The following is a 12,593-nucleotide window of genomic DNA, read 5'->3' as shown; positions in this document are numbered from 1 at the left end:
TCCTCGCGCTCTCAGCACAGGGGAGCTTCCCGGGTTCTGGTTTTTTCGATCCTGGATGCTGCGAAATTTCGGTGATGGTCGTCCGTGTCCGTTGCCACCGTGAGCGCTGTCCAAGGGGTTGGCATTGTCGTCGGAATTGAACGAGGAAGTCCGCGGGGGGACGTCGCGGCCTGCCGCGCACCGCGAGCGCTCGTTCGTGGGCGAGGACTACACCGATATCGAGCTGTTGCAGGCGCACGTGCGCGGCCGGCGGCACGCCTTCGCCGAGCTGCTGCGCAGGCACAACGATCATCTGTGGCAGACCGCCCTGCGCACCTCCTACACCCGCGAGGATGCGGCGGATTCGCTGCAGGACGCGCTGCTCTCGGCGCACCGCACGGCCGCCACCTTCCGCGCCGAGGCCGAGGTGCGCAGCTGGCTGCACGCGATCGTGGTGAACGCGTGCCTGGACCGCATTCGGCGCAACAAGATCCGCAAGGCGGTTTCGCTCACCCCCGAGTCGATGCCGGAACCGCGGGACGAGCGGGACGCGGTGGCCGAACTGGAGATGTCGCTGGTGGTCGATCACGCGCTGTTCTCGCTGCCCCCCGATCAGCGAACCGCACTCGTTGCCATCGATCTCGAGGGGTATAGCGTGGCCGAAGCCGCCGCTATGCTCGGAGTCCCGGAGGGGACTATCAAGAGCCGTTGTGCCCGCGGGAGGCAACGTCTGCAAGAACGATTGGAATTTCTGCGCGATCCGGGGAACCGGAGGTAGTTGAGATGCGTCATTAATAGTGACGGACCCGTAGACGATGTCCCTATAGTCCCCGCTTTCGACGGGATCCCCGCGATGTCAGATGAGAACACTGGAGGTGCGATGGCAACCCGGTCGATGCCGCAGCCTCCGTTCTCGCCCGAGCTGCTCGCCGACCTGCACGCCGACAATGTGACGCCCGAGCTCCGGGAACAGCTGTGGCCCGCGGTCCGGCAGGACGGGGACGCGCTGCGTTTCGTGCACGCCTTGGACGAGGTCAGCACCGAACTGCGCGCGCTCGGCCGCAGCGATCAGGTCATCCACGCGATGCCCGACGACATAGCCGCGCGGCTGGCAGAGTTCGTCGACGGTTTCGATCTGAACGAGGAACCCACCGAGGCCGGCGCGACCATCTATCAGCTGCCTCGCTCGGCGGCGCCCGAAAACGACGAACCCACAGTGGTTTTCAGCACGCCGGCCGCGCCGATCTCGCTCGATGACCGTCGCCGCGGCAGGCTGCGCTGGTTCACTGCCGCGGCCGCCGCGGTGGCGGTCGTCGCCTGCGCCTCGATCGCGCTGACCGTGGTGCGCGGCAACGACGCCACCCCGTCCGCCCAACCCACCTCGAACACCGCCCAGCTCGGCGAAGAGCTCAACGCACCGGCGCTGCTCAGCGCGCTCGGCCGCAACGACGCCACCGGCCTGCTCGGCAGCCAGGCCGCCAGGGAACGCTGCGTGCACGCCAACGGACTCGACCGCACCATCCTCGGCTCGAACAACTTCCGCTATCAGAACCAGGACGCGGTGCTCATCCTGCTCACCGGCCCGCGCACGCCGAAGATCACCGCGCTCGTCGTCGGAACCGGTTGCACCACAGACGATCCCCAACGCCTCACCGTGCAAGACATCGGTTGAGTGACCCACGCGACACCGGGCTCGCGGGCGCCTGAGCGTTCCGGTCACGGCACTGAGCCGAACCTCACGTGGGACCGGGTCGGCGCAGGAACAATAGCCATTACCCTGTTGTTGACCGAGACGTCCATTGATTTCTCCCCCGGAAGGGCCTCATGAGTGCGCCAGTTCGCGACCTGATCATCGTCGGCTCCGGACCTGCCGGCTACACGGCCGCCGTGTACGCGGCCAGGGCCGAGCTCCAGCCGCTGGTGTTCGAAGGCACCCAGTTCGGCGGCGCCCTGATGACCACCACGGAGGTGGAGAACTTCCCCGGCTTCCGCGCGGGCATCATGGGCCCGGACCTGATGGAAGAGATGCGCGAGCAAGCCAAGCGCTTCGGTGCCGACATCCGCACCGAGGACGTGGACGCCCTCGACCTCAGCGGGCCGATCAAGACGGTCACCGTCGGCGACGAGACCTACCAGGCGTACGCCGTGATCCTCGCCATGGGCTCGGCGGCCCGCTACCTCAACGTGCCCGGTGAGCAGGAACTGCTCGGCCGCGGCGTGAGCGCCTGTGCCACCTGCGACGGCTTCTTCTTCAAGAACCAGGACATCGTCGTGGTCGGCGGCGGCGACTCCGCGATGGAGGAGGCCACCTTCCTCACCAAGTTCGCCTCGAGCGTCACCATCGTGCACCGGCGCGAGGAGTTCCGTGCCTCGCGCATCATGCTCGAACGCGCCAAGGCCAACGAGAAGATCAAGTTCCGGCTCAACGCCGAGGTCGCCGAGGTCAAGGGCGACGGCAGCGTGTCGAGCCTGGTGCTGCGCGACACCCGCACAGGTGAGACCTCCGAGCTGGCCGCGACCGGCCTATTCGTCGCGATCGGCCACGACCCGCGCAGCGAGCTGGTTCGTGATCAGGTCGAACTGGACGACGAGGGCTACGTGCAGGTGGTGCATCCTTCTACCGCGACCAAGGTGTCCGGCGTGTTCGCCGCGGGCGACCTGGTCGACCACACCTACCGTCAGGCGATCACCGCGGCAGGCACCGGCTGCCGCGCGGCCATCGACGCCGAGCGCTGGCTCGCCGAACAGGGCGACATCAGCTCGAACACCCTTGACCACGCGGGCCACACGGTCGCCGTGCCCGCCAACTGACGTCGCTCGTCCCCGTCGCCCGCATTGCGGGCGACGGGTCCTGGGCCCGCTTACCCGTGCGCCCTGAAATTCAGCAAGGAGAAGCAATGTCCGACAGCACCACCAAGAACACGATCAACGTCACCGACGCGACCTTCGCCGACGCCGTACTGCTCAGCGAGAAGCCCGTCCTCGTCGATTTCTGGGCCACCTGGTGCGGCCCGTGCAAGATGGTCGCCCCGGTGCTGGAGGAGATCGCGGGCACCCACGCGGACAAGCTGACCGTCGCGAAGGTGGACGTCGACGCCAATCCCGGCACCGCCCGCGATTACAAGATCCTCTCGCTGCCCACTATGATGCTGTTCCGCGGCGGTAAGCCGGTGAAGCAGATCGTCGGCGCGAAGGGCAAAGCCGCCCTTTTGCGCGAACTCGACGGCGAGATCTGACACCTGTCGCGCAAATGCCATAGGCGCCAAAGGCCGTCGAGAACGATCGACGCGCCGTAGGATGCCTGGACCCGGGAATGCCGAATTCCCGTCCGGGTCTGAGACAATCGACCGACGCCGGTCGTGCGCAGGGTGTATCCCATCGCATGAGTGGGTACCCGGATTGACGGAAGGAAAGGGCTCTCACGCATGCACCGACTTCGTCACGGCGATAGCGGTCCAGCCGTAGCAGAGGTTCGGAGCACCCTGGCAAGTCTCGGGTTCTTACACGCACACGTCGATACCGATCACGCCGACGCACGCGAGTACTGGAAAGACACCGAGGCCGCCTTCGACCACCGTCTCGACTCGGCGGTCCGCGCGTTCCAGCAACATCGCGGGCTGCTCGTCGACGGCGTGGTCGGCCCGGCCACCTATCGAGCGCTGAAAGAGGCGTCCTACCGGCTCGGCGCGCGCACGCTGATCTATCAGCTCTCCGCACCGCTGTATGGCGACGACGTCGCGACGCTGCAGCGCAAGCTGCAAGACCTCGGCTTCTATGTGCACCGGGTCGACGGCTACTTCGGCCCGCACACGCACGAGGGTCTCTCTTCCTTCCAGCGTGAGATCGGGCTGGCCGCCGACGGTATCTGCGGACCGGACACGCTCCGATCGCTCGACCTGCTCGGCGCCCGCGTCACCGGCGGCAATCCGCATCGGATCGCCGAGGAAGAAGTGGTGCACCGGGCCGGACCGCAGCTCACCGGCAAGCGCATCGTGATCGACCCAGGTCTGGGCGGACCAGACAAGGGACATCCGGTGCCGACCGAATTCGGCGAGGTGTACGAGTCGGAAATCCTGTGGGACTTGGCAAGTCGGCTCGAGGGCCGGATGGCCGCCACCGGCATGGAGACCTTCCTGTCCCGGCCGTGGGGCGCCAATCCGACCGACGCGGACCGCGCCGATACCTCGAATGCCTTCGACGCCGATCTGATGATCTCGCTGCGCTGCGCGACCAACCCGAGCCCGCTCGCCAACGGCGTGGCAGGGTTCTACTTCGGCAATTCGCACGGCTCCGCGTCCATGATCGGTCAGGTACTTGCCGGCTTCATCCAGCGTGAGGTCGTCGCGCGCACCTCGCTGCAGGACTGCCGCACGCACGCTAGGACCTGGGATCTGTTGCGGCTCACCAAGATGCCGACCGTGCAGATCGATATCGGTTATCTGACAAACGATTACGACGCCACCGTGCTCACCAATCCGCGGATGCGCGACGTGATCGCCGAGGCGATTTTGATCTCGGTCAAGCGCCTGTACCTGCTGGGGCAGGACGATCAGCCAACGGGCACATACACTTTCGCGGAACTGTTGGCGGAGGAACTCGCCGCCGCCGACCGCGGCTAGCTAACGCTGAACAAAGAGCCCCTTACCGATCGGGATCGGTAAGGGGCTCTTCTTCGGCAAGATTCTCAGCGAACTCCTACGCGCGCCGGGGGAGTCATCGCCGCAGCCGCGAGCAGCTGGTCCAGTGCGCGTTCCACGTCTTCCTTCCACCCGTGATCCGAGTCGAGCTCCAGGCGCAGCCGCGGGAACCGGTGATGCGGCGCGATCACCTTGAAACCGACCTCCTCCAGGAAGTCGGCCTCGATCATGCAGGTCTCCGGCGAGCACTCGGTCATCGAACCCGGTGCGTTCGCCCCGGAACCCTTGATCGGCGAGATGATCCGCTCCATCAGCGTCATCGAGCCGAACCGCTCCGACAGGGCCTGTGAAGGTGGATCGGACCGGATGCCGAACGACTCGAGCGCGCGCACGCCGCGACGCACCAGATCGGCCACCACGGCCTGCATCAGCTGGTGGGCAACCTCGTTGTCCTGGTACGGGAATTCGGCCTGCAGCGTGGTCAGCAGGACCGCGTCCGGGCTCACCGGCGAGGTGGGGAAGAGGGTGGCGCGCGGCACGGCGCTCGGTGGCGAATACAGCGCACACCCCGCGACATTGCCGTCGACGTTCGCCACCTGCCCGCAGGAACCCCACTCCAGCAGCACAGTGGAGAGCCAGGCCTCCTTTTCGAAGACCGGGTCGCTGAAGCCGCGGGAGTCCTCGGCGACAGCCGGATCCATCTCCCAGAACACGCAGCGCCGGGAGTGCGCGGGGAGCTTGTCGAGCCCGCCGAGGGTAAGTGCTGTGACGCTGGTCGACACTGCTCTGCTCAGCCTCCAGCTGTCCGATTCGTCCACACTCATGTCTGTGCCTCGCTCGCGCTCGGCTCGAGCATGCGCGCGGCGTCCTGACGCACGGTTCGCGTTTTACTCACACCGCATCACTATGTTCTTGCCAGCAAGAATAAGCGATCAACAGAACCCGCCTCATTCCACGTCGCTGTGCTGTTGGTTAAGAACTTGTGCTGGTCCGTCCGGGAAGTCATGCGCTCCGCTAACTTACGGAAATCGCGCGCCGTCACAGTGACGTTTCGGCTCCGAGGGCGTACCTGTCGCATTCACAAGTCTGTTTTTGTCTCTTCTGTCACAAATCGCGCTTACTCTGTTCCATCAGACTGACGATCCGCTCGAGATCATCGACCGAGCCGAACTCGACGACGATCCGGCCTTTTCGCTTACCCATGGACACGATGACCCGAGTGTCGAACGAACCGGACAACCGGTCGGCCACGTCTTGCAAACCCGGCATGTGAATCGGCTTGCGCTGCGGGGTAGGGGGCGCCTCCGGATCCAGAACCGGTGCCGTCTCCTGGTTCGCCAGGATCACCGCTTCTTCGGTGCTGCGCACCGATAGTCCCTCGGCGACAACACGCTTGGCTAGTTCCTCCTGCGCGTCCGCTCTCGCGGTCAGCCCGAGCAGTGCGCGCGCATGTCCGGCCGACAGCACGCCCGCCGCCACGCGCCGCTGCACCGAGATGGGCAGCTTCAGCAAACGGATCATGTTGGTCACGGCGGAGCGCGAACGACCGATGCGATCGGCGAGCACCTCATGGGTGACGCCGAACTCCTCCAGCAACTGCTGATAGGCCGCTGCCTCTTCCAACGGATTCAACTGCACCCGGTGGATGTTCTCCAGCAGAGCGTCGCGCAGCATCGACTCGTCGGCGGTCTCCCGGACGATGGCGGGGATCGCGGCCAGACCAGCGACCTGCGAAGCGCGCCACCGGCGTTCGCCCATCACCAGCTGATACTTGTCGACACCCGGCTCGACCCGACGCACCACGATCGGCTGCATCAGACCGAATTCCTTGATCGAGTGCACCAGCTCGTCCAGCGCCTCGGCCTCGAACACCTGCCGCGGCTGCTTCGGGTTCGGCTCGATCTGCTCCGGCGGGATCTCGCGGTAGACCGCGCCGCCGGCGGAGAGGTCGTCGTCGGTCGGGTCGGGGACCCGATGCAGATAGGCCGACGCGGGCTGCGGCCCGATCGGATCCAGACCGATGACGCTGGCCGCCTGACTGCTGAGCCCCGGCGTAGCCGCCGGTCCCGTCGGGATCAGCGCGGCAAGACCGCGCCCTAGCCCACCCTTCTTCGCCTGACTCATCGGTCTACAGACCCCTTCCTCGTTCCGCCACCAGACCGGGTCTCATCGACCCGGCTCTCATCCAGCCAGATCACTCCGCGGCTTCGGCGGCGGCATGCGCCAACGCCGTCGCCCTGGCCGCCATTTCGCGCCCGGCATCGAGGTAGCTCATCGCGCCTCGGGAGCCTGGATCATAATCGAGCACCGTCATTCCGTAGCCCGGCGCCTCGGACACCTTCACACTGCGCGGGATCACCGACCGCAGCACCACGTCACCGAAGTGCCCGCGGACCTCCTCGGCCACCTGGTCGGCCAGCTTGGTCCGGCCGTCGTACATGGTGAGGATCACCGTCGACACATGCAGGTCCGGATTCAGATGCGCCTGCACCAGACCGATATTGCGGAGCAACTGCCCGACACCCTCCAGCGCGTAGTACTCACACTGGATCGGGATCAGCACCTCCTTGGCCGCGACCATCGCGTTGACGGTCAGCAGGCCGAGCGACGGCGGGCAGTCGATCATCACGTAGTCGATGTCGTAACCGGCGATGTTGGCCTCCTGGATGGCGGCCTTGAGCCGCCCCTCCCTGGCCACCATCGACACCAGTTCGATCTCCGCGCCCGCCAGATCGATCGTCGCCGGGATGCACAGCAGCCGCTCGTTGTGCGGACTCTGCTGGATCGCGTCCCGGACCGAGACCTCACCGATGAGCAGTTCGTAGCTCGACGGAACACCCGAGTGGTGCTCGATACCGAGGGCGGTGCTGGCATTGCCCTGCGGGTCCAGGTCGATCACGAGGACCGTCATCCCCTGATGCGCCAGAGCGGCCGCGAGATTAACCGCGGTGGTCGTCTTCCCGACGCCGCCCTTCTGATTGGCGATGGTGATGATGCGTTGCTCGTGCGGTTTCTGCACTGTCACCTTTCCTGGATGGAGAATCTGGCTGGCGCGTTGTGCTTCGGCCGCGATCGGGGTCTCGCTGGGGGAGATGTTCCCGAACGGTGTGCTTCCGAATGTCTCCGTGTCGAAATTGCTGGAGTCCAGCATTCCCGGCACGCGCGACGTAGTTTCCCGTGAAACATTCGCCGGACCGCTCGACATAGACAGCTCCTAACCCGAGAACTTCAGATCACGTGCTTCCGACGAGCGTCGGCGCCGTGTCATCAAACAGCTGGTGTCGGTACGAACATGATGCTCAACCGGGTTCGCGGCGCCCGATCGACCGAGCGGAGCTCTCGTCGCGACACCAATTCCTCCGTGGCACCTACGCTCACGCCCGACGCCCACTAGCTTGCCAGCACCGAGCGCGATAAGAAAGCTGAATCGCGGCAATGCACACACGACACGCGAATCTGTCCCCATTCCGCCACCGATCCCCGATGTTTCACATGAAACATCGCCCCGCCAACGAGGTTACGGGGGTTCACGTCCCCGACACCAAGCTACTCATCACGGAACCAACGCGCCCACTTCGTCATTCGCAGACATTGCGCCCGGCGACCCGGCACCGACTCGACCCATCGCGGCCCCTGCAGTAACAGGCGCTGGTCCGGACTCGTTGCTGACTTACACCTCACGAGCCGCGGTCGTACTTCGGCGACCTGCGACGAGTGAACCCGTAAGTCAACGAGACCGAGACTCGCGACACATCCGTCCCGACCCCGGTGCCGCACGACTCGCCACGTCGCCATCTTGGCGCCAAGATATCTCGACTTATCGGCGACTGGCATCGCGGAGTCCTGGCATCCGCGCTTCGCGGTAACCAACTACGCCCTACGCCCAGCGACCCCGCGACCCGGCATCCCGGCGACGCGGCAACCCCGGCCCGTTCCGTCACTCCTGTTATCCCGACACCCCCGGCGACCGACACCCCAGCGACCCGGGCACCCGGCGACCGACACCCCAGCGACCCGGCGACCCGGCAACTCGGCAACTCGGCAACCCCGGCCCGTTCCGTCACTCCTGTTACCCCGACACCCCAGCGACCCGGGCACTCGGCGACCCGGCACCCGGCACCCGGCACCCGGCACCCGGCACCCAGCGACCAGCGACCAGCGACCAGCGACCGGCGACCGGCGACCGGCGACCGAAGCTAGCGGACGTCCGCGTTTCTGGCGAACCGGTTCGCAATCCCTCTGTTCTCTGGGACGGACCCCCGGATTACTCATATCGAGCCGATCCACATAGCCGCCGTTGGTGGGCAACTCATCCGGCGCGCAGCTGCTCAACCTCAGAAGTCGCACCTCACCAACACGATGCGTCACGTGACTCTTGAACCAGAGGGATGCCGGTCGCTCCACAGACGGTCGCAGAGGGTCGATGTTTCATGTGAAACTACCCCCGACTACTTGATCCGCGAACGCCAACTTCGGTCACCCGCTGCGCTCGGCTTTGCGAAGGCTCAGGCTTTCTGCCGCGTTGTCACACCGGTGAGGAGGGACTACTGCGTCTGTTTACCGACCGGGGGAGGAGCCACTGATCCGCACCGCTTGATTCCCACATTTGGATACGCACCGCCGATGCGTCCCCCGGCACACCGGGCGGCTCGCGACACTGTCCCATCGTTTGCCCATGCCCAGGTTCCGCCAGTCAGCTCATCCTCGGCAGTCCAAGAAAGACCCATCAGCGTGGGAGCCCGTTCCAGCCGCGTGGGTCGGATGGTGGGGTCCACGAGGAGCCCGGATGTTTCATGTGAAACCGAAGTATCGGCCAATCGGTTCTCCGCTGAAGCTCGAGTCGCCGTGCGCCTACTCACCCCTCACTCGGCACTACACGCGACGGCCGCCCCAGCTTTCGAGCGAAGCCTGAAACCCTAGCAAGGCGATTTCCCGGGCGGTGATCTCACGCCGCCGCAGCCGCTGTCTCGCGACCCATGCTCACGCTCATGCCATGCACTCACAGGCTGCAGCAAACTGAAGCCAAGAGGCAGAGTGGCGCAACCAAACCCCTACGCGCGGGAAATGAATCTTCTGCCGCTCTCCCATCGCGCGCCCTCGGTCTTGCGGACAGGTTTCACATGAAACATCGAGAGCTCCAGCACCCCGATTTTTGCCCAGCGCGATCCACACCGAACCATCCGGAACAAAATTGCGGCAAGGCACGAAAGGTGCCACACGCTAGCCGGCCCGCCGGTAGCTCCGCGGCTCGCCAATCCACGACCGGCACTCGCCAACCTGCCACCGGGCTTGCCGCGTGGCCGCAACGGTCCGGTGACCAAGCGATCCGTCACCCGGGCTTCGGAGGGCCTCGTCGCCTCACGATCCGACGACCCAACCACCCACCACCCACTCGCGACCGCCGACCTCCGAAACTCCGCGACCACCGACCGTCGACTGGGCGATACACACCCCAGCGACCGAGCCACCTGTTGCCTGGCGGCCTCACGATCGCCTACGACCCCGCAAACCCGTGACTGGTGATCCCGCGGCCCCCAACTTGGCCGCTCGATTACCGGGCGACTCCGCGTTCGAGCGATCCGGTCATCACCCGACCGCCCGTGACTGGTGATCCCGCGCCCCCTCGAACCTGCCAGCCGCTGGGGTCGGCCGCCGGCGACAGATGGACGTGCGATTGGCGGCTTGCGGGTCACGGCGTTTCCGCGCGTGCAACTGATCGTGAGAGCGTCTGATTTCGGCGCGGCAAGTACTTGAGCAAATCGCTCGCGCTGAACCTGAGAGACGGGTTTGCGTTCTATTGGGATTCCAGAAGCAGGCCGAATGTTTCCCGTGAAACGTGCCACCAGCTCGATCCAGTCCGAGGGTTAATCGAGCGTCGAACACGCGCTTCCCAGAAGGTGTGACCGGTCGCCGGAAGCTTTATCGGGGCACCTCCGAGGGGCCTGTTGCAGCGCGTCCGCCGAGCCGGTTCCCTACCGCTCCAGACCCAATATCTGTTCCTCGGCGACCCACAGCCACAGCTTGCGGCCCACACCAGCGTGGCGACAACCACATTGAACCCGAACGTATCCGTGATGACCTGTCGACCGAGTCGCTTGCGTCAACGTCGCCAGCCAACCCTCCACATCTGCAGTTCGGCACTCCGTAGCCACAAGCCCGCGAACCGTGGTCACGCCGTGATGTCCCGACTGACAGCCTGCGATGCGCATAGGGCGTTCCGGCATCGGACCGCCGCAATCAGAACCAGGGGATGGGAGGACAGGGGGACTGGGGGACACATAACCGGGGGCCGGGCGACCCGCGCTCACCTTTGGCTCAGTGCTGCGCGCTCCACATCCCAACGCTTCCGCGACGTAGATCCGGGATCTCCGGGAGCTGGTGAGAACTCGTCTCTTCGTCTACTTTCCGGCGTACTCGCTATCTCGCCCCTGCGGCATCCGCGATCCAGCACCCCAGACAATCTTCAGCCCCAGCGACCCGTTGCCGACAGCTCGCGACTCAGCACCGCCGCAATTTGCCACTGCGTGACGCCCTATCCGCACCTTCGGCATTCGCCCCCGGCAGACCCGGCTAACAACAGTTCGCGCGACTCAGCGACTGGCCGTCTCCGTCTTCTGCCACCGCGTCACGCGGCGCGCGCTTCAGTAGGCCAGCGACCCAGCGCCTCCGGCCAGCCGATCGCGCAGAGCATCCCAGTGCCGAGATTCGCACCCGTAGGTCGCGAAGACAGCGAGTGGCAGACCAGCCGAGGGCACGGGTCTCGGCATTGCGGGATCGCGGCGACGCCCATCCGTAAGGACTCGGGCTATGGAGACACGCGAGCCAACGAGTTCTAGGCATCAGATGGCCGAGACACTAGTCAGCCGCGACGGGGGAGGCGGGCGGATCGGCAGGTACCGAGTTGCGGGATCGCCGACACGGCTGTCGATAGGAAGCAGTTGTCGAAACGTGCAGGGGTCTAGGGGTTGCGGTGATCCAGACGCCACACGGTCACAACAAGTCAACGGTTCGGTGAGTCACCGTGCGATGGCGCGACACCGAAATCCGAAGAACCCAGTCCGTTACGAACCACCGCGACGTGACACACAGCCACCGAGGATCGCCGCCGAAAGCGCCGTACTACTTCCTCTTGCGAGCGCGGCCCAACTCGGACTCACCAGCCCGCTTGGCGGCCTTCGCCTCCCGGCGGGCGGTCGCGTGCTCGCTCCGCCGTCGCGGCGCGCGCTCGGCGCGGGGGAGGCGCTCGGCGCTGATGATCAAGGTGGGGGTGGAGACGAGTCCGGCGCCACATTCGACGACCATGGGGTTGCCTGCGCCCGCTCGCTCCAGCGCCTCGCCGTCGCGGGCGAGTTCCTCGGCGGCACTCACGCCTTTCAGGGCGAGCATCCGACCGTGGTCGCGGAGCAGGGGGAGGGACCACTGCGCCAGCTTGCCGAGTGGGGCAACCGCGCGGGAGGTGACTACGTCGGCGCCGCCTGCTTCCTTCAGAACGCCGGATTGTTCGGCTCGACCGCGCACGACGGTGACGTCGAGACCGGCCGCCTCGATGAACTCGCTCAGGAAGATGGTGCGGCGCAAAAGCGGTTCGACCAAGGTGATGCGGAGGTCGGGGCGGGCGATCGCGAGGGGGATGCCGGGTAGTCCGGCGCCGCTGCCGATGTCGACGACGGAAGCGCCTTCGGCGATCAGTTCGCCGATGACCGCACAGTTCAGGATGTGGCGATCCCAGAGGCGGGGGACCTCGCGCGGGCCGATCAGTCCGCGCTCGACGCCGGCGGTGGCGAGTGCCGCACAGTACCGGCGGGCGAGATCGAGTCGGTCGCCGAACACCACCGCTGCCGATGCTGGCGGTTCCAGCACGACGGGCAACGCGGTGGTTTCACCGAGATCTCGTTCCACGTGAAACATCCTTCCGGACTCGAGTCGATCAGGGGACCGGCGACGCGCGGACAATCAGCTGCCGGACATGAACAAGGC

The 12,593-nt window shown here is 65.9% G+C and carries 9 protein-coding genes; 5 read left to right on the top strand and 4 right to left on the bottom strand.

Features of this window, described 5'->3' with window-relative positions; genetic code table 11:
* Nucleotides 1-196: 196 nt before the first annotated feature.
* The 5 genes from sigM (at nt 197) to ACIA8C_RS10180 (ending at nt 4,598) form a co-directional block, all read left to right on the top strand.
* Nucleotides 197-757: an RNA polymerase sigma factor SigM gene (gene sigM, locus ACIA8C_RS10200; RefSeq protein WP_397133794.1), complete on the top strand. Its 561-nt coding sequence runs from the start codon at nt 197-199 to the stop codon at nt 755-757.
* Between the two features lie 102 nt (nt 758-859).
* Nucleotides 860-1,651: a hypothetical protein gene (locus tag ACIA8C_RS10195; protein ID WP_397133022.1), complete on the top strand. Its 792-nt coding sequence runs from the start codon at nt 860-862 to the stop codon at nt 1,649-1,651.
* A gap of 152 nt (nt 1,652-1,803) precedes the next feature.
* On the top strand, nt 1,804-2,790 hold the full coding sequence (trxB, locus tag ACIA8C_RS10190; RefSeq protein ID WP_397133020.1) for a thioredoxin-disulfide reductase: 987 nt from the start codon (nt 1,804-1,806) through the stop codon (nt 2,788-2,790).
* Nucleotides 2,791-2,876: 86 nt separating this feature from the next.
* Nucleotides 2,877-3,215 carry a thioredoxin gene (gene trxA, locus ACIA8C_RS10185; RefSeq protein WP_397133018.1) on the top strand — a complete coding sequence of 113 codons (339 nt, stop codon included), beginning with the start codon at nt 2,877-2,879 and terminating at the stop codon, nt 3,213-3,215.
* A 189-nt stretch (nt 3,216-3,404) separates the two neighbouring features.
* Nucleotides 3,405-4,598 carry an N-acetylmuramoyl-L-alanine amidase gene (locus ACIA8C_RS10180; RefSeq protein WP_397133016.1) on the top strand — a complete coding sequence of 398 codons (1,194 nt, stop codon included), beginning with the start codon at nt 3,405-3,407 and terminating at the stop codon, nt 4,596-4,598.
* Between the two features lie 65 nt (nt 4,599-4,663).
* Here ACIA8C_RS10180 and ACIA8C_RS10175 read toward each other — a convergent pair whose 3' ends face one another.
* From ACIA8C_RS10175 to rsmG, 4 genes are all read right to left on the bottom strand, one after another.
* Complete coding sequence (locus ACIA8C_RS10175) at nt 4,664-5,398, bottom strand: GNAT family N-acetyltransferase (protein WP_397133792.1); 735 nt, start codon at nt 5,396-5,398, stop codon at nt 4,664-4,666.
* 322 nt (nt 5,399-5,720) lie between these two features.
* Nucleotides 5,721-6,740 (bottom strand): ParB/RepB/Spo0J family partition protein, encoded by a 1,020-nt coding sequence (locus ACIA8C_RS10170; RefSeq protein WP_397133014.1) that lies wholly within the window; start codon nt 6,738-6,740, stop codon nt 5,721-5,723.
* Between the two features lie 70 nt (nt 6,741-6,810).
* Nucleotides 6,811-7,767 carry a ParA family protein gene (locus tag ACIA8C_RS10165; RefSeq protein ID WP_397133790.1) on the bottom strand — a complete coding sequence of 319 codons (957 nt, stop codon included), beginning with the start codon at nt 7,765-7,767 and terminating at the stop codon, nt 6,811-6,813.
* Between the two features lie 3,968 nt (nt 7,768-11,735).
* Nucleotides 11,736-12,524, bottom strand: coding sequence for a 16S rRNA (guanine(527)-N(7))-methyltransferase RsmG (gene rsmG, locus ACIA8C_RS10160; protein WP_397133012.1), 789 nt, complete (start codon nt 12,522-12,524; stop codon nt 11,736-11,738).
* Nucleotides 12,525-12,593 lie beyond the last annotated feature (69 nt).

The sequence above is a fragment of the Nocardia sp. NPDC051321 genome (assembly GCF_044455225.1).
GTDB lineage: Bacteria > Actinomycetota > Actinomycetes > Mycobacteriales > Mycobacteriaceae > Nocardia.
Note: the sequence above shows the minus strand (reverse complement) of the source record. Positions and strands in the feature narration are given on the sequence as shown.